The organism is Streptomyces shinuiensis, from assembly GCF_043660855.1.
Lineage (GTDB): Bacteria > Actinomycetota > Actinomycetes > Streptomycetales > Streptomycetaceae > Streptomyces.
This window is the reverse complement of the sequence record NZ_JBIHML010000001.1, coordinates 3,823,507-3,840,475: the sequence shown is the minus strand read 5'-3', so window position 1 is coordinate 3,840,475 and position 16,969 is coordinate 3,823,507. Positions and strand designations below refer to the sequence as shown.

Annotated in this window: 13 protein-coding genes and 1 pseudogene; 3 read left to right on the top strand and 11 right to left on the bottom strand. The window is 75.0% G+C overall.

Annotated features, from left to right (window positions below):
• Positions 1-54: 54 nt before the first annotated feature.
• Positions 55-330 (top strand): hypothetical protein, encoded by a 276-nt coding sequence (locus tag ACGRHY_RS17455; RefSeq protein ID WP_394636256.1) that lies wholly within the window; start codon positions 55-57, stop codon positions 328-330.
• A gap of 202 nt (positions 331-532) precedes the next feature.
• Here the strand turns inward: ACGRHY_RS17455 and ACGRHY_RS17450 are convergent, their stop codons facing one another.
• The gene (locus ACGRHY_RS17450) at positions 533-2,146 is read right to left on the bottom strand and encodes an RDD family protein (protein ID WP_394636255.1); all 1,614 of its coding nucleotides are present in this window, start codon (positions 2,144-2,146) and stop codon (positions 533-535) included.
• Between the two features lie 254 nt (positions 2,147-2,400).
• Entirely contained in the window at positions 2,401-2,886 is a 486-nt protein-coding gene (locus ACGRHY_RS17445) for an Lrp/AsnC family transcriptional regulator (protein WP_394638092.1), read from the bottom strand.
• Between the two features lie 122 nt (positions 2,887-3,008).
• Between ACGRHY_RS17445 and hppD the strand changes: the two genes are divergently transcribed.
• On the top strand, positions 3,009-4,151 hold the full coding sequence (gene hppD / locus ACGRHY_RS17440) for a 4-hydroxyphenylpyruvate dioxygenase (protein WP_394636254.1): 1,143 nt from the start codon (positions 3,009-3,011) through the stop codon (positions 4,149-4,151).
• A 272-nt stretch (positions 4,152-4,423) separates the two neighbouring features.
• Here the strand turns inward: hppD and ACGRHY_RS17435 are convergent.
• From ACGRHY_RS17435 to ACGRHY_RS17410, 6 genes and pseudogenes are all read right to left on the bottom strand, one after another.
• Positions 4,424-4,588: pseudogene (locus ACGRHY_RS17435) on the bottom strand (RDD family protein); the annotation flags it as partial.
• 109 nt (positions 4,589-4,697) lie between these two features.
• On the bottom strand, positions 4,698-5,498 hold the full coding sequence (locus tag ACGRHY_RS17430) for a S16 family serine protease (protein WP_394636253.1): 801 nt from the start codon (positions 5,496-5,498) through the stop codon (positions 4,698-4,700).
• 124 nt (positions 5,499-5,622) lie between these two features.
• Positions 5,623-6,267 (bottom strand): IclR family transcriptional regulator, encoded by a 645-nt coding sequence (locus tag ACGRHY_RS17425; protein ID WP_394636252.1) that lies wholly within the window; start codon positions 6,265-6,267, stop codon positions 5,623-5,625.
• A 434-nt stretch (positions 6,268-6,701) separates the two neighbouring features.
• Positions 6,702-8,498 carry a DEAD/DEAH box helicase gene (locus ACGRHY_RS17420; protein ID WP_394636251.1) on the bottom strand — a complete coding sequence of 599 codons (1,797 nt, stop codon included), beginning with the start codon at positions 8,496-8,498 and terminating at the stop codon, positions 6,702-6,704.
• Positions 8,499-8,605: 107 nt separating this feature from the next.
• Entirely contained in the window at positions 8,606-8,917 is a 312-nt protein-coding gene (locus tag ACGRHY_RS17415) for a type II toxin-antitoxin system death-on-curing family toxin (RefSeq protein WP_394636250.1), read from the bottom strand.
• Positions 8,918-8,920: 3 nt separating this feature from the next.
• On the bottom strand, positions 8,921-10,417 hold the full coding sequence (locus ACGRHY_RS17410; RefSeq protein WP_394636249.1) for an MFS transporter: 1,497 nt from the start codon (positions 10,415-10,417) through the stop codon (positions 8,921-8,923).
• Between the two features lie 325 nt (positions 10,418-10,742).
• Between ACGRHY_RS17410 and ACGRHY_RS17405 the strand changes: the two genes are divergently transcribed.
• A complete protein-coding gene (locus tag ACGRHY_RS17405; RefSeq protein ID WP_394636248.1) occupies positions 10,743-12,002 on the top strand; it encodes a PP2C family protein-serine/threonine phosphatase in 1,260 nt (419 codons plus the stop codon).
• 99 nt (positions 12,003-12,101) lie between these two features.
• Here ACGRHY_RS17405 and ACGRHY_RS17400 read toward each other — a convergent pair whose 3' ends face one another.
• Genes ACGRHY_RS17400 through ACGRHY_RS17390 form a run of 3 tightly spaced genes read right to left on the bottom strand, consistent with a single transcriptional unit; the run spans position 12,102 to position 16,848 of the window.
• The gene (locus tag ACGRHY_RS17400) at positions 12,102-14,444 is read right to left on the bottom strand and encodes a xanthine dehydrogenase family protein molybdopterin-binding subunit (protein ID WP_394636247.1); all 2,343 of its coding nucleotides are present in this window, start codon (positions 14,442-14,444) and stop codon (positions 12,102-12,104) included.
• Positions 14,441-15,991, bottom strand: a complete 1,551-nt coding sequence (locus tag ACGRHY_RS17395) for a 2Fe-2S iron-sulfur cluster-binding protein (RefSeq protein WP_394636246.1) — start codon at positions 15,989-15,991, stop codon at positions 14,441-14,443. The genes ACGRHY_RS17400 and ACGRHY_RS17395 overlap by 4 nt, the downstream gene beginning before the upstream one ends.
• Positions 15,988-16,848, bottom strand: coding sequence for an FAD binding domain-containing protein (locus ACGRHY_RS17390; RefSeq protein ID WP_394638091.1), 861 nt, complete (start codon positions 16,846-16,848; stop codon positions 15,988-15,990). Before ACGRHY_RS17390 ends, ACGRHY_RS17395 begins: the two co-directional genes overlap by 4 nt.
• Positions 16,849-16,969: the final 121 nt, after the last annotated feature.

Here is a 16,969-nt window from a genome sequence, read left to right as displayed (position 1 = left end):
CGTCCGGCGGCCTCGCCCCCGGCCAACCACCGATCCCGGAGGACGGATTCCGTCATGCCGCGTCCGAATCCCGCACAGCTCGCCTACGGTTCGGCCACCGTCATCCTCTCGGCTCTCGCGATGCTGCTGGTGTCGCAGGCGCGTTCGGGAGCCGGGATCGCGGTCATCGCGAGCGCGGCGCTCGCACTCGGACTGCTCGTCGCGGTCAGGGTGCCCGTCCGCCGCTCCTCAGGGGCCCCGCGTCCGGTGGCCGGCGCGGTGCCCGCGCAGCGCGGCGTGGAGCCCGCCGACGACGGGCGGCGCCTGGCAGAGACCTCCTCGCGCCGCTGACCCGGCCGGGGCACGGGCCGCCGGGCCGCGCGCACCGGCCGTACGGCCGTCTCCCTCGCCGGGCGCTCCGCCCGCACCGTCCCGGGGAGGGCGGTGCGGCCTTCGTGTCCGGCGCGGCCTTCGCGTTCTCATGCTCCGAGTCGACCGCGCCGGGGCCCGCCGCGCATCAGGGGCGGGCCGTTCGGGGGACCTCACCCCGGCGTCATCGAAGCCGGCCGGACTCCTCGGTGCCGCGCGCCACGAAGGTGCGTGCCGCCTTGTCGTGCCAGCACTGGCGCCATGGCCGGTCGAACAGGCACCACAGGACGTTCACCAGGCCGACGCCCACCGGCGCCAGCAGTGCGTACACCAGCCAGCGGCGCAGTGCGGCGCCGAAGGAGGGGGTGTCCTGCTCCTCGATGCCGAGCACCCTGACGCCGAACAGCTTCTTGCCGAGCGTGCGGCCCCACCGGGCGGTGGGCAGCACCTCGTAGAGGAGGCCGAACACCAGCAGGGCGCCGAGCACGATCGCCAGGTAGCCGCCGGTGGTGCCGTCGACCAGCCAGATCTGCCGTGTCTCACCGGCCTGTTCGGCCGCCTCCACCTGCTTCCTGAAGTGCTCGGCGCTGGGACCTGTGAACGGGAGGGCCACCGCCGCGGCCACCGCCGCGGTGAGGACGCCGTCCACCGCACGGGCGCCCAGCCGGCGTCCGGGCCCGGCGGGGCGGGCCTGCCGCTGGGCGGCCCGCAGGAAAGGGTCGTCGACCGGGGGGCGCCAGGGTACGACCTGCTCCGGGCCGCCGGGCCGCCCGGCCGGCGACTGCTGCTGCGGCACGGCGGACGCGTGCGGTGCGGGGGCGTGCGGTGCGGGGGCCGGACCGGTGGACGCGGGGGCGCGCTGGGCCAGTTCGTGCACCTGCCGCGTCCAGGAGGGCTGCCCTGACGCGGGTCCGGCGGGCGTGACGGGAGCGGCGGGTACGGCGGGTACGGCGGGGCCTGTCGGATCGGCGGGCGCGGGCACGGGCGCCGCGGGCACGGGCGCCGAAGCCGCGGGCGCCTCCGCACGCCGCAGCCCCATGGTGTCCTCGGGCCTGACGGGCCCGCCCGCCGCCGGGGCGGCGCCCTCGGGACGTACGGGCCGCATCCGTGCGGTGCCCTCGTCGCGCGGCTGTGCGTTCCCGCCGTCCACCGGCCCGGCGCCGTCGGCGTGGCCGGGGCCGCCGCGCGGGTCCGGGCCCGGTCCCAGCGCCTGCGGAACACGGCCCGGTCCCAGCGCCGGTGCGGCCGGGGCCGCCCCCTCGCCCGAACCGCCCGTGCCCCAGGAGACGCGGCCGTCCCGCTCCCCGTCGAAGCCCGTCTGCCGGGCGGCGTCGGCCTGCCAGACGGACGCGGGCTCGGGCCCGCCGTGCGGCCGGGAGGGGTCGTTCCGGGCGGCCGCCCGACCCCCGGGGCGGACCTCCACCCCGCCGCGCCCGCGCAGCCGGGGCAGGAAGTCCCCCGGAGGGGACGCCGGGGCCTCGGCCCGCCCCCCGGCGTCCGCGGTCCCCTCCTCGTCCAGGAAGACCGGACCCGTCTCCTCCTGCGGGGACTCGGCCGACGCGGAGGGCGCGGAGGGCACCGGGGGGCCGGCCGCGGGGGCGGCGGGTGAGGGCGGGGCCTGCACCGCCACCCCGGGGGGCGCGGCGGGCGCCGGTTCGCCCTCGCGGGGCTCGGGGCGGCTCGTTCCCGGCACCCACGCGGCGCCGTTCCAGTAGCGGATGTATCCCGGAATGGACGGATCGGGGTAGTAGCCCGGACCCGGGCTGCCGTTGGCGGATGCTGACGGAGGGGCGCTCATGTGTCCGGTCCCGTATCTGCTCGGCCGTCGCTGTGGCGTGTGCCGCTCCCCGTCCGGCGGCGCAACCGGGGAGCGCTGGCTCCACATCTACCAGAGACGGGGCATCCTTCGCCCCGGCCATCGGCGACCCCACCCCCATCCAGCGACACCGGAACCCGCCGCCTCCCCGCGGGGAACGCACCACGCCCCACGGCGCGCGCGTTTTCTCCCCCCTCGGCCCCCTCCCCGCGAATCCCCAAATCCGTGACCGGGCGTCAGGATGCGGACCGGCCGGCGTCCCTGGCCGCCTGGCGCACCAGCGGGACGATCCGCAGCGGCACCGGGTTCTCCATGACGATGGCCGTGGAGGCCCGCACGATGCCCTCGAACCCCACCACCTTGTCGATCACCCGCTGGAGATCGGCGTTGGAGCGGGCCACCAGGCGGCAGAGCATGTCGCCACGGCCGGTGATGGTGTGCAGCTCCAGTACTTCCGGGACGGTCGCCAGATGCGCCCGTACGTCGCGGCCCTGTCCCTGCCGGATCTCCAGCGTGGCGAAGGCGGTGACCGGGTAGCCGATGGCCGCGGGATCGACGTCGGGCCCGAAGCCGCGGATCACCCCACCGCCCTGCAGCCGGTCCAGCCGCGCCTGCACGGTGCCCCGGGCCACCCCCAGACGGCGGGACGCCTCCAGCACGCCGATGCGCGGCTCGGCTGCGAGCAGCTCCAGCAGCCGGCCGTCCAGCTCGTCGATGCCCATGGCCCGCCTCCCGGTGGTCATCCTGTACAGATCGCCCGGGATGATGACGGGATCGCTGTACAGATTGCTCAGTCTTTGCATGAACTATTGCGCATCTTGTGGAACAACGGGAGCCTGCGGCCATGACTGAGACCATGCACAACACCCCCAGCACCGCCCGGCAGGCCGACCCCTTCCCGGTGAAGGGGATGGACGCGGTCGTCTTCGCCGTGGGCAACGCCAAGCAGGCCGCGCACTACTACTCCACGGCCTTCGGCATGAAGCTGGTGGCCTACTCCGGCCCCGAGAACGGCAGCCGCGAGACCGCCTCCTACGTCCTGGAGTCGGGCTCCGCCCGCTTCGTCCTCACGTCAGTCATCAAGCCGGCCACCGAGCGCGGCCGGTTCCTCGCCGAGCACGTCGCCGCGCACGGCGACGGCGTGGTGGACCTGGCCATCGAGGTGCCGGACGCGCGGGCCGCGTACGCCTACGCGATCGAGCACGGCGCCACCGGCCTGGAGGAGCCCCACGAGGTCAAAGACGAGCACGGCACCGTCGTGCTGGCCGCCGTCGCCACCTACGGCAAGACCCGCCACACCCTGGTGGAGCGCTCCGGCTACGACGGCCCCTACCTGCCCGGCTTCACCGCGGCGAAGCCGATCACCGAGCCCGGCCCCCGCCTCTTCCAGGCCATCGACCACTGCGTCGGCAACGTCGAGCTGGGGAAGATGGACGAGTGGGTGTCCTTCTACAACGAGGTCATGGGCTTCACCAACATGAAGGAGTTCGTGGGCGACGACATCGCCACCGAGTACTCCGCGCTGATGTCCAAGGTCGTGGCCGACGGGAAGCGCAAGGTGAAGTTCCCGCTCAACGAGCCCGCGATCGCCAGGAAGAAGTCGCAGATCGACGAGTACCTGGAGTTCTACGGCGGCCCGGGCGTGCAGCACATCGCGCTCGCCACCAACGACATCGTCGCCACCGTGCGGGCCATGCGCGCCGCCGGCGTGGAGTTCCTGGACACCCCCGACTCCTACTACGACACCCTGGGCGAGTGGGTCGGCGAGACCCGGGTGCCGATCGAGGAGCTGCGCGAGCTGAAGATCCTCGCCGACCGCGACGAGGACGGCTACCTGCTGCAGATCTTCACCAAGCCGGTCCAGGACCGTCCGACGGTGTTCTTCGAGATGATCGAGCGCCACGGTTCCATGGGCTTCGGCAAGGGCAACTTCAAGGCCCTGTTCGAGGCCATCGAGCGCGAGCAGGAGCGTCGCGGCAACCTCTGAGCCGCCGCTCCCCGCTCCCCGTGCCGCCCACAGCGCGCACACCCCGCGGCCCCGCCTCCCTGACGGCGGGGCCGCGGCCCGTTCCCGGGCGCGCCGCCGCGCACCGCCCCGCGCCTCCCGGGAGGCCCGTCACCTGGTGCGGACCACCACGGTGCGCACGATCTTGTCGTGCAGCCCCTGGCAGAAGGGCCTGTCCCAGGTGCACCACAGGTGGGCGAGCGGCACGCACATCGCGTTGTTGATGAGCCCCGCGCCATCGGATGGCGTCCCAGCGCGGCCCCGAACCCCACCTGCCCGCCGTTCTCGATGCGCGCCACCTTCAGCCCGCACAGCCGCTTCCCCACGGTGCCGCCGGTGGCGGTGAGGATCGGGTCGTAGAGGAGGAAGGCCAACAGGAGCGAGAAGACGATGCCGGTGATCGCCAGTCCCTCCGTCACGCCCTCGGGGTTCGTCGTCCCGGTCCGTGCGGAACCCGGTGCGGGCGGCGCCGCCCGCACCGGGTTCCGCACGGCGAGGCGCGAGGGCCTTCCCGCCGGCTTCCCGGACTCAGCAGGCCGGTACGCGGCCGCCGTCCCGCAGGGCCCTCAGCGCCTTCAGCGCGCCCTCCAGGGTGGTGACGGGCACCAGGCGCAGGTCCTCGGGGAGCTCGGTCCGCGCGTCGTCGCACTCCGCCTCGGGGACCAGGAAGACGGTGGCGCCGTCGCGCGCCGCCGCCTGGGTCTTGAGCGGTACGCCGCCGACCGGCCCGACCTCGCCGCGTGCGGTGATGGTGCCGGTACCGGCGACCGTACGGCCGCCGGTGAGGTCGCCGTCGTCGATCTCGCCGACGACTCCGAGGGCGAACACCAGCCCGGCGCTGGGGCCGCCGACGTCCGCGAGCCGCAGCTCCACCTCCACCTCGTCCTCGGACATTCCCAGTTGGCTCAGTGCGGCCGTCACCGCCTCCGTCTGCGACTCCTCCATCTGGGCGGTGGTGTGCTCCTCGATCTCCTCGGCGTCGTCGCCGACCGGGTAGACCGAGTCGCGCGGCATCACCGCGCGGTCGGTGTCGAACCAGGCGTCCACCACGTCGGCCAGCCGCACGGTGGTGTCCGGCGCCGTCGCCGCGATGGTGGTCGCCAGCAGCCGCCCCTCCGACTCGCCCGCCCCGGGGTCGCCGCCACCGGGATCCCCGGCCCCGTCGACGGTGATGACCTGCCTGCCCCGGTACTCGCCCAGGACGTCCGCGGTGATCCCGGGCTGGGCGACCGAGAACGGCAGCGGGACGAGCGCGGCGACCGCGAACAGCGACGCGACGAGCGTCCCGCAGATCGCGAGGGCCTGGGTACGGGAGGACAGAGCCGGCATGGGGTGAATCTAGTTCACCGCCGCTCCGCGCGCCTCGGCCGGGCGGGGCCGGCGCCCCGGGGGCCGGCCCTGCGGGACCGGTCCCCTCCGGTCCGCCGGCCGGCTGCCGGTGCCGCGTCAGGAACTAGCGGAGGAAGTCGGCGACCTCCTGCGCCGCCTGCACCACGCGGGGCCCCACCTTCTGCGGCACCGACTCCGACAGCATCACCACGCCGACGCTGCCCTCGATGCCGTTCACCCCCAGCAGCGGTGCGGCGGCGCCGCAGGCTCCGGCCTCCAGCTCGCCGCGGGTGAGGACGTAGCCGTCCTCCAGGTCCCGGTCCGGGCGGCGCCCGGCGAGGATCGCGCGCCCCGCCGCGCCCTTGTCGAGCGGGTGGCGGAAGCCGGTGCGGTAGGCGACGTGGTAGTCGGTCCAGGTCGGCTCGACGACCGCGACGGCCAGGGCCTCGTTGCCGTCGACCAGCGTCAGGTGCGCGGTGGCGCCCACGTCCTCGGCCAGTGCCCGCAGCGCCGGCAGGGCCGCCTCACGCACCAGCGGATGGACCTGCCGCCCCAGCCGCAGCACCCCGAGCCCGACACGGGCCCGGCCGCCCAGGTCCCGGCGCACCAGGGAGTGCTGCTCCAGCGTGGCGAGCAGTCGGTAGACGACCGTCCGGTTGACCCCGAGCTTGCCGGAGAGCTCGGTGACGGTCAGGCCGTGGTCGGTGTCGGCGAGCAGTTTGAGGACGCGCAGTCCCCGGTCGAGCGTCTGAGATGTCTCCGCGGTCACGACGCCCCCTCCTCGGTTGTGTGCCGACGACTCCGCTCCGGGAGGTGCGCCGCCGGTCCCGTCGGCGGCACGCGTGCTGTTCCCGGCGAGCCGCCGGTCGCTTGGCGGGCCGCACCGGCTGCGCTCCGGGGCGACGCTGCCACGGGGCGTGTGCGTGACGCGAAACCTAGCGATCCCGTCCGCCGTCCGGAAGACTCTGTCCAGAATCCGGGCGCCGCTGGCATGGTTTATCCGCATTGCGTACAGCAGCAGGTCACAGCGGGGCCTGGATACGCTCCCACACCTGTGCGCATGGCGCACAGGTGCCCACAACGGTGCTCATGGCACCTACCGGTCGGTACGGGACGGCGGAGGGCGCGGACGCGGTCGCGTCCGCGCCCTCCGCCGTCCCGATCGTCCTCCGCGCGCCTTCTCCCGTCCGCGCTCCGCCCGCGTCACCGCATCCGGGTGGCCCATTCGCGCACCTTGGCGATCCGCTGCTGGAGCTGCCCGGCCGTCGCCTCGGCCGTGGGCGGGCCGCCGCAGACCCGGCGCAGCTCGGTGTGGACCACGCCGTGCGGCTTGCCGCTCTGGTGGGAGTACGCGCCGACCAGTGAGTTGAGCTGCCTGCGCATCTCCAGCATCTCCTTGTGCGTGACCACCGGGCGCTTCTCGGCGGGCGTCTCCAGCAGATCGGCCTCGGCGTCCGGCCTGCGGCGGCTGTGCGCGATCTGCCGCGCCTGCCGCTTCTGGAGCAGCAGTTGCACCTGGTCCGGCTCCAGCAGCCCGGGGATGCCCAGATAGTCCTGCTCCTCATCGCTGCCGGGGTGGGCCTGCATGCCGAACTCGGCGCCGTCGTACATCACCCGGTCGAAGACCGCGTCCGACTCAAGCGCCTCGAAGGGCAGTTGGTCCTGTTCGCCGGTGTCCTCGTCCTGCTGCCTCTCGGCCTCCTTGAGGAGGTCGGCCTCCTCCGCGTACGGATCCGCGTCGTCGGAGTCCCCGCCCTTCTTCGGCTTGTCCAGGACGTGGTCGCGCTCGACTTCCATCTCGTGCGCGAAGCCGAGCAGCATGGGGATGGTCGGCAGGAAGACGGAGGCGGTCTCACCGCGCCGCCGGGAGCGCACGAAGCGGCCGACGGCCTGGGCGAAGAACAGCGGTGTGGAGATGGTCGTGGCGTACACCCCGACCGCCAGGCGCGGCACGTCCACGCCTTCGGACACCATGCGCACCGCGACCATCCAGCGGTCGCCCGAGCCGCTGAACTCCTCGATCCGCCCGGACGCCCCGGCGTCGTCGGAGAGCACGACGGTCGCGGCGCTGCCGGTGATCTCGCGGATCAGCTTGGCGTAGGCGCGTGCCGAGTCCTGGTCGGCGGCGATCACCAGCCCGCCCGCGTCCGGGATCGCCTTGCGGACCTCCGTCAGCCGGGTGTCGGCCGCGCGCAGCACGCTGGGCATCCAGTCACCGCGCGGGTCGAGCGCGGTGCGCCACGCCTGGGAGATCGCGTCCTTGGTCATCGGCTCGCCGAGTCTGGCCTCCAGCTCGTCGCCCGCCTTGCTGCGCCAGCGCATGTTGCCGCTGTAGGACAGGAAGATCACCGGGCGCACGACGCCGTCGGCCAGCGCCTTGCCGTAGCCGTAGGTGTAGTCGGCCACCGAGCGGCGGATCCCCTCGCCGTCCTCGGCGTAGGTGACGAACGGGATGGGGTTGGTGTCCGAGCGGAAGGGCGTACCGGTCAGGGCCAGACGGCGGGTGGCGGGCTCGAACGCCTCGAAGCACGCCTCGCCCCAGGAGCGGGTGTCGCCGGCGTGGTGGATCTCGTCCAGGATGACCAGCGTCTTGCGCTGCTCGCAGCGGTTGCGGTGCAGCATCGGGCGCACCCCGACGCCGGCGTACGTCACCGCGACACCGTGGTACTCCCGGCCCGGCGGGCCCGCGCTGTACTCCGGGTCCAGTTTGATGCCCACTCTCGCCGCCGCCTCGGCCCACTGCTTCTTCAGGTGCTCGGTCGGCGCGACGACCGTCACCTGCTGCACGACGTGGTGGTGCAGCAGCCAGGAGGCCAGGGTGAGGGCGAAGGTCGTCTTTCCCGCGCCCGGGGTCGCGACGGCGAGGAAGTCCCGCGGCTGCTTCTCGATGTACAGGTCCATCGCGGCCTGCTGCCAGGCTCGCAGCTTGCCCGCCGTGCCCCAGGGGGCGCGGCCGGGGAACGCGGGCGAGAGGTGGTGGGACGTGGTCGTGGTAGTCACGGTCTCCGCTGAACTGGGTCGGCGATCGGCAACCGCGTCAGACTACCGGGACGCACGGTCCGCCATCCGGGTGACGCCCCGGATGGCGGACCGGGATGCGATCCACGTCACACATCGGCGCGCGGCGCCGGCGGGAAGTCCGCGATGAGCGACGCGTCCTCCGGCTTGCCCGAGGCGACGTCGGTCACGGGGCCGTACGCACGGTCCTGGTCGACGTCCGCCGTGTCCACCCCGTTCATGTCGAGGAGGACGGCGGTGCACACCCACGCCGGGCGCTTGTCGCCGTCCGCCGACGGGCGGTTCGACACCGGCGAGTGCGGCGGTGCGGCCGCCTTCCCGAAGGGGCCGGGATACGCCTCGATGCCGAACATCCGCGACTGCGGACGGAGCACAGCGGGGCCGGGCAGCCCCTGTGACATCGGCTATTTCTCCGCGCGCAGCCGCCCCGCCGCCAGGGCGCCCGCCAGGGCGACCGCCGCCGCCGGGAGGTAGACCGCCACGAACGCCGCCGGGTGGGAGGCCGAGGCGGCGCCCGCCGCCTCCCCCGCGCCGTGCCCCACCGACACCGCGCCGCCGCCCAGGGCCGCGAAGAGCGCGCCGCAGGCGGCGAGCAGCACGATGTTGGACAGCCCGTCGCTCAACTGGAGGGCGGCGGAGTTGGCGCCCGCCTCCTCCGGCTTCGACAGCTTCAGCAGCAGCACGCTCGTGGACGAGATCACCACGCCCATCCCGAAGCAGCCCACCGCCTGCGCGACCGCCGCCGTCCACACCGGCACGGACTCCAGCAGCACCAGCGGCGTGGCCGCGATCCCGGCCGTCACCAGCACCATGCAGTACCGCACCAGCCGCTCCCGGTGCGCCTCGGCGAACGGCCGGGACTGGAGGAACGACCCCAGCGCCCAGGTCGCGCCGCCCGCCGCGAGGGAGAGGCCGGCCATCGTCACCGACAGCCCGCGCTGGCTCACCAGCATCAGCGGTACGAAGCTCTCCGCGACGATGAACGACCCCGCCGCGATGCCGCGCATCAGCACCACCGTCGGCAGCCCGCGCGCGGCGCGGAACGTGCCGCGCGGCAGCAGTCCGAGTGCGGCCGGGACCATCAGTGCCGCGCCGGCCGCGGCGGGAACCAGGGAGACCCAGCGCAGATCCTGGCCGGCGTACTGGAGCAGCCCGGCACCCAGCGACACCGCCACCGCCAGCCGCATCAGCCGGCGGTCCAGGGGCCTCGCCCCACCGGGCGGCGGCCCCGAGGCGGCCCGCCTCAGGGGCGGCAGCATGACCGCGATGGGCAGGACGACCAGGACGGGGATGCCCAGGAACACCCAGCGCCAGCCGAGCTGCTCGGTGACCGTACCGGCGATCAGCGGCCCGACGACGGCCGGGAGCACCCAGGAGGCCGCGAAGGCGGCCATCACCGTGGGCCGCAGCCGCTCGGGGTAGGCGCGGCTGACGGTGACGTACAGCGCGACGATCACCAGCCCGCCGCCGATGCCCTGCACCGCGCGGCCGAGGACGAGGACCCACATCTGCGCCGCCGTGCCCGACAGCAGCAGCCCGACGGCGAAGGACCCGATCCCGGCGGCCAGCGGCGCCGGCGGCCCGCTGCGGTCGCACCACTGGCCGGCGGCGACCATGCCCAGCAGGCTGGTGGTGAAGTACGCGGAGAAGGCGAAGGCGTACAGCGACACCCCGTCGAGCCGGTCGGCGGCGACGGGCATGGCCGTGCCGACGGCCGTCGCCTCGAAGGCGATGAGTAGGACGACGGAGACGATGCCCAGGGTCAGCGCCCGGTAGGCGCGGCCGAGCACCCCGCCGTCCGCCTCCGGCGTGGGTACCGGAGTGAGGACGGGGGTGACGGGTGCCACTGTGCCGAGGTCCCCGCCCGGGGGGTTGTCGAGCTCGTCGTCGAGTGCGGTCATGCGCTCAGAGTAAGGCCCGTCTCCGACACTGGCACCTGTCATAGGGCGGTGACCGGCTCGTCCTTCGGACCCAGGTCCACAGGAGGGGGCCTTCCGCCGGCCCGAAGGAGTGCGCTCCCGGGCGGTTCGGCCCGCTCCGGCGGCGCGCGCACGGCCCCGCCGCGCGACCGCCGCACACAGCCGCGCGCACTGAAACGGAAAGCCGGGGCATACGGACCACAGAGAACACGGCAGCGGATCTTGACAGGCGCGGCATTCGGGATGGAGGGCCGGAGCGCGCCGACGACGGCCCGGAGCGAGCGTGTTCCGGCGAGGGGAGTTGACGATGACGGTCGAGTACGACACCGAGCGGGGCACCCACACAGGCATCCTGGCGGCGGCGGAGGCCGCGTCGCCGGTGGAGTCCGTCGACGTGGTGGCCCTGGAACTCAAGCGGCGCTTCGGCGCGACCTCGGTGTCGTTCCTCATCACCGACCTGGCACGGCAGTCGGTGGTGCGGGTGAGCACGGCGGGCGAGGTGGGGGCGGGCGAGAGCATGGAGACCGTCCCGCTGTTCGGAACCGTCTACGGCGACGTGATCCGCACCCAGCGGCTGCGGCTGGCGGGCCCCGTCGACGGGGACGGCGGGCAGCGGGTGATCGCCCCGGTCACCAACCGCGGGGACTCCATCGGAGTGCTGGAGGTGCGCGTTCCGGCCGACCCGGACCGCAGGACACTGCGGGAGATCAGCCGGGCCGCCCACACACTGGCCTACATCGTCATCGCCAACCAGCGCTTCACCGACCTCTACCAGTGGGGGCAGCGCACGGCCCCGCTCAGCCTGGCCGCCGAGATCCAGCACAATCTGCTGCCCTCCTCGCTGTCGTGCGAGGCCGCGCAGTTCGCGGTGGCCGGAGCGCTGGAGCCGGCGGGCAACGTCGGCGGCGACACCTTCGACTACGCCCTGGACCGCGACACCCTGCACCTGTCCGTCACCGACGCCATGGGCCACGAGGTGAACGCCGCCATGCTCGCCACCCTGCTGGTCGGCGCCCTGCGGGGCGCGCGCCGGGCGGGCTGCGACCTGACCGAACAGGCGCGGCGGGCCCACCGGGCCATGGTCGACCACAGCGGCGGCGCCATGGCGACGGGACTGCTGCTGCGGGTGTGCCTGCGCGACGGCCGGGTCGCGCTCGTCAACGCGGGCCACCCCTGGCCCCTGCTGCTGCGGGCCGGCGGAGTGGAGGAGGTCGGGCTGAGGATCAACCTGCCCTTCGGGGTCCAGTCGCAGCGCCTGTACGAGGTGCAGAGGATGGAGCTGTGGCCGGGCGACCGGCTGGTCATCCTCACCGACGGGATGCTGGACCGCCGCTCCCGGCTCGTCGACCTGCCCGCGCTGATCAAGGAAACCCAGGAGCTCCATCCGCGTGAGGCGACCCAGATCCTGACCATGGCGGTCCTGGACGCCAACAGAGGCGAACTGAAGGACGACGCGACCGTGATGTGCCTGGACTGGTACGGCCCCGAGCCGGTGCGCCGCGACGCGCACACCGGCGCCAGCCTCACCCAGGCCTCCCCCGCCCTGTTCCCCCGCCCCCGGGGCTGAACTCCGCCGGTGCCGCCGGACCCCGGACGGGCGGCACCGGCAGGGCGGCGGGCCGGCGGGAGGTCAGGGGCCGGCGGGAGGTCAGGGGCCGGCGGGAGGTCAGGGGCCGGCCACCGCGGCCTGCGGGCGGATCGGCAGCCGGTTGACCGGGCGTCCGGTCGCCGCGCGCACCGCCGCCGCCACCGCCGCCGGGGAGACCACCACCGGCACCGCGCTGACCGACTTCGCGCCGAAGGGCGCTACCACGTCCCGCTCCTCGACCAGCTTCACGATCCGGATGTCCGGGGCGTCCAGCGCGGTCGGCAGCGGGTAGGCGGTCAGATCGGGGTGGCGCACCACCCCGCGCGAGACCCGCAGGTGCTCGGTGAGGGCCGCGCCGACGCCCTGGGTGACGCCCGCCTCGATCCGGGTGCGCAGCTGCTGGGGGTTGAGGACCCGGCCCACGTCCTGGGCCACGGCCATCTCCACCACCCGGACCGTGCCCAGCTCCACGTCCACGTCCACCACGGCCCGGACGGCGGCGAAGGCCAGGCTGACGAAGGCGTCGCCCTGGCCGGTGTCGTCCAGCGGCTCGGTGGGGTGGGGGCGGCACTGGGCGGTGGCCCACAGCTCCTTGCCCTCCAGCGCCTCGGCGACGGTGGTGCTGAGCACCCCGTCATAGGAGGTGATCTTGCCGTCGGCGATGGTCAGCAGCTCGGTGGACATCCCGAACTTCGCGGCCAGCGGCTGGAGGAGCTGGGTGCGGACCATCTTGGCGGCCCGTTCCACCGCGCCGCCCGAGACCCAGGTGTGGCGTCCGCGCGCGCCCGGCCCGGCCGGAGGCTGGTCGGTGTCGACGGCGACGACGTGCACCTCCTCGACGCCGAGGACCTCCTGGACGATCTGCCGGGCGAGGGTGGAGAAGCCCTGTCCGGTCTCCACGGCCGCGCACATCACCGTGGCGACGGGACCGCTGACCTTCACCGTGGCCGTGGACACCTCGTCGGTGCCCTCCGCCCCCAGCATGTGGACCATGCCCAGCGCGAAACCGATCCCGCGCCGCACCGCGCCCGGGTCGCCGGCGCCCTCGGGGCCGCCGGGCAGCAGCCACTCCTCCGGGCCCGGGGCGCCGTCCGCGCCGTCGGCGGGCAGCGGCGGCAGGGGTGTCTCCCGCACCGCGCGCAGCAGTTCGGCCACGGGTGCGGGGCAGGTGACGGTCTGGCCGGTGGGCAGCAGGTCGCCGGTGGCCATGACGTTGCGCATCCGCAGCTCGACCGGGTCCATGCCCAGCCTGGCCGCGAGCTTGTCCATCTGGCCCTCGTACGCGGCGCACACCTGCATCGCACCCTCGCCGCGCACATGGCCCGACGGAGGGTTGTTGGTGCGCACGGCCCAGCCGTCGATCGCGGCGTGCGGCACCACGTACGGGCCGGCGGCGAAGGAGACGGCGGCGGCCAGCGCGTCGGCGGAGTTGTCGGCGTAGGCGCCGGCGTCCAGCAGTATCTGCGCCTCGACCTTGACCAGCCGGCCCTCGGAGTCGGCGTGGTGGCGGTAGCGCAGGAGGGTGGGGTGGCGGTGGGCGTGGCCGAGGAAGGACTCCTCGCGGCCGGCCGCGAGCTTGACCGGGCAGCCCGTCCTCATGGCCAGCAGGCCGAGCGGGAGTTGCACGCTCAGGTCCTCGCGGTCGGACATGGCTCCGGGAACACCGGTGACGACGACCTTGACCTGATCGGGACGGAGCCCGAAGCAGGCGGCGGCCAGATCGCGGTCGGTGTGCGGGTCGGTGGAGGCGGTGTAGATCTCCACCCCGCCGTCGGTGCGCGGCACGGCCAGTCCGGCCTCGGCGCCGATGGGGGCCGGGTCCTGGCGGCCGATGCGGTACAGGCCCTCGACGACCACCTCTCCGGTGGCGGACTCGTCGCCGTAGCGCAGGGGGATGTGCCGGATCAGGTTGCCGTCGGGGTGGATCGGCTCGGCCTCGAAAGCCTTCTCCGGGTCGGTGACCGGCTCCAGGACCTCGTACTCGACCGCGATGGCGGCGGCGGCCAGCCGCGCGGTGTCGGGGTGGTCGGCGGCGACGGCGGCGATGGGCTCGCCGTGGTGGCGCACCGTGTCGCGGGCGAAGGCGGGCCGGTCGGCGACCCGGCGGCCGTGGGTGGCGTCGCCGGGCACGTCCTCGTGGGTGATGACGGCCCGCACCCCGGGCATCCCGGCGGCCGGGGCGGTGTCGACGGAGACGATGCGTGCGTGCGGGTGCGGGGAGCGCAGCACGGCGGCCCACAGCAGTCCCTCGGCCCACAGGTCGGCGGCGTAGGGGAAGGTCCCCTGGACCTTGGCGAGCGCGTCGGCGGGCTGGAGCGAGGCTCCGAGTCCGTACCGCGCCTGCTCGGTCCCCGTTCCCGCGGCCGCGCCGGTGAGGGGCACTCCTCCGGCCGGGGTGGCGGTCACCGCGTCGCTGCTCACTGCGCGCCTCCGTCCTGCGGCGGGTCGTGGTGGGTGCGGCCCGGGGCCGGCCCGGCCTGGTGCGGGATGTGGACGCGGGAGCCGTCGCCCCGCTCCCCGCCGTCGCCGGTACGGCGGCCTCCGGCCTCGGCCTCCCGGGCCTCGGCGAGCGTGGCGGCCGCGGCCTCGCGCCCGGCGACGACCGTGCGGACGGCGTCGAGCACGCCCCGGTAGCCGGAGCAGCGGCAGAGGTTGCCGCTGACGGCCTGGCGGGTCTCCAGCTCCGTCGGGTCGTGGTTGCCCTCGAGGAGGTCGTGCAGGGTCATCGCCATGCCGGGCACGCAGAAGCCGCACTGCACGGCGCCGCGGGCGGCGAGCGCCCGCTGCACGTCGCAGGGCATGCCGTCCCGGGCCAGTCCCTCGACGGTGCGGATCTCGGATCCGGCGGTGGTCGCGGCGGGCACCAGGCAGGAGGCGACGAGGCGCCCGTCGACCTGGACGGAGCAGGCCCCGCACTCCCCCTGCGAGCAGCCGTCCTTGGCGCCGGCCAGGCCGAGGCGCTCGCGCAGCACGTAGAGCAGGGACTCGCCGATCCAGGCGTCGGTCACGGGCCGCTCGGCCCCGTTGACGCGCAGGACGTACGAGACGTGCGGGTGCTCGCTGTCGACCTCGGCGGCGCGCGGCGCGGACGGATCGGCGGGCGGGTCGGCGGGCGGGTCGGCGGTATTCGTCGCCCCCGGCGCCTCCGGAGCGTCTCCGGCCCCCGCGGTGTCCTCCGTGCCCGGCTCCGCCGACTCGGCCGTCTCCCCGTCCTGCGCCTCCGGGGCCTGCGCCTCCGGGGCCTGCACCTCCGGATCGTGTGCCTTCTCCGGCCCGGGGACCGGCGGTGGCTCGGGGGCCCGCCCGGCCGCCGCGGCGGCCAGGTACTCGCCGGAGTCGTCGGGGCTGCCCGCCGCCGCGAACGGGATCGACCACTGGCCGGTCGCACCGGGCGCGGGCACCGCGCTCCAGTCGTCGCCGGAGGCGTCCGCCGACGCCCGCGCCTCCCGGGTGCCGTCCTCCTGCGGACGGCGCTGCTGCCGTACGCGCGCCTCGTGCGAGCCGGCCAGGGCCGCCGCGGCGCCCTGCCCCATGGCGGCGGCCGCGCCCGGCGGCGGGGTCTGCTCCCGCTCGGGCCGCGGGGGCTCGGAGGAGCCGGACTGCGCGGACTGCGCGGACTGCTCGGACCCCGCCTGGCTCCCGGCGAACGGCATGGTCCACTGCACCGGGGCCGTCGGGTCGGTGGTGGCCTCCGGGGTCAGCGGCATCCGGGCCCGCGGATCCTGGTGGGCGCCGGGGTCGATGGCGGGCGGCTCCCAGCCGTGTCCGGTGCCCGGCGCGGCGAGCGGCTCGGGCATGCCGCCGGGCCCGTCGGCGGGTCCGTACTGGTACGGGCCCGGCAGGTTCTCGGGAAGCTGTATGAAGGCGGTGGAGTCGCCGTCGTACTCGCCTCCCCAGCCGCCCTCGGGCGCCGGTGGAGGCACGGGCCGGCCGTCCTGCCGGAACGGACCCTGCTGGTCGTTGCTCATGCGAGTGCCCTCCCGAGCCCCCGTCGGGCCAGTGTCGCCACCGTACGCCGTACGTGCAGTGCCGCGGGCGGAAGTACGGGGGCCTCTCCCCCGCCCTCCGGGGCGGGGGGATCGGGGATGCAGGCCATGGCGACGTAGTCGCCGAACGCGCCCAGCACCTCGGGGGCCAGGGCCCGTCGTCCGTCCCAGTCGATGAGCGATGCCACCCACTGCTCGGCCTCCACCGGGCGCAGCGGCATCGGCGCGACGGCGCCGACCGCGCAGCGCACCCCGCGGCGGACGGGGTCGAGCACGACGGCGACCGAGGCCAGCGCGCGTCCGGGGCCGGTGCGGCCGGTGGCCTTGAGGAAGGTCTGCGGGGCGTGCAGCAGGGGCACGCGCACATAGCCGACGATCTCGCCGGGCCGCAACATCTCCATGCCGGTCAGCAGGTGGCTGACGGGGACCTCCCGCGGCGCGCCGCCCGGCCCCGCGATCAGCACCGTGGCCTCCAGCGCGGCCAGGACGGGCAGGGAGTCGCCGGTGGGCGCGGCGGTGACGATGTTGCCGCCGAGCGTCCCGGCGTTGCGGATCTGCGGCGGCCCGGCGGCGCGGGAGGCGGCGGCCAGGGCGGGGATGAGGGCCGCGAAGTCGGGGCGTCCCATACGGGCGTGGGTGAGGCCGGCGCCGAGCAGCGCGTGGCCGTCCTGGTACTCCCAGCCGCGGATCTCGCTGATCCGGTTCAGGCCGACCAGCGCTGCGGGCCTCAGCAACCCGGAGTTCACCCCGGCCATCAGGTCGGTGCCGCCCGCGACGGGCACGGCGGCAGGCGTGGCGGCGAGAGCGGCCACGGCCTCGTCGAGCGTGGCCGGCAGCATGACCGGCTGCGCCGCCCGTGGTGCGTGCGGTGCGTGCGTGCTCAATCCAGCGCCCCTTCCCCGGTCGTCCCGGCTGCCCAGCCGTACCGTACGTGCTGGGAACCCGGACGTGGCAACTCTG

What these genes read in the sequence shown, in the direction of transcription:
- ACGRHY_RS17405 (WP_394636248.1), top strand. Translation starts at nt 10,743, where the DNA reads ATGACGGTCGAGTACGACACCGAGCGGGGCACCCACACAGGCATCCTG.
- ACGRHY_RS17395 (WP_394636246.1), bottom strand. Translation starts at nt 15,991, where the DNA reads ATGAGCAACGACCAGCAGGGTCCGTTCCGGCAGGACGGCCGGCCCGTG.
- ACGRHY_RS17455 (WP_394636256.1), top strand. Translation starts at nt 55, where the DNA reads ATGCCGCGTCCGAATCCCGCACAGCTCGCCTACGGTTCGGCCACCGTC.
- hppD (WP_394636254.1), top strand. Translation starts at nt 3,009, where the DNA reads ATGACTGAGACCATGCACAACACCCCCAGCACCGCCCGGCAGGCCGAC.
- ACGRHY_RS17450 (WP_394636255.1), bottom strand. Translation starts at nt 2,146, where the DNA reads ATGAGCGCCCCTCCGTCAGCATCCGCCAACGGCAGCCCGGGTCCGGGC.
- ACGRHY_RS17415 (WP_394636250.1), bottom strand. Translation starts at nt 8,917, where the DNA reads ATGTCACAGGGGCTGCCCGGCCCCGCTGTGCTCCGTCCGCAGTCGCGG.
- ACGRHY_RS17445 (WP_394638092.1), bottom strand. Translation starts at nt 2,886, where the DNA reads ATGGGCATCGACGAGCTGGACGGCCGGCTGCTGGAGCTGCTCGCAGCC.
- ACGRHY_RS17410 (WP_394636249.1), bottom strand. Translation starts at nt 10,417, where the DNA reads ATGACCGCACTCGACGACGAGCTCGACAACCCCCCGGGCGGGGACCTC.
- ACGRHY_RS17430 (WP_394636253.1), bottom strand. Translation starts at nt 5,498, where the DNA reads ATGCCGGCTCTGTCCTCCCGTACCCAGGCCCTCGCGATCTGCGGGACG.
- ACGRHY_RS17390 (WP_394638091.1), bottom strand. Translation starts at nt 16,848, where the DNA reads ATGCTGCCGGCCACGCTCGACGAGGCCGTGGCCGCTCTCGCCGCCACG.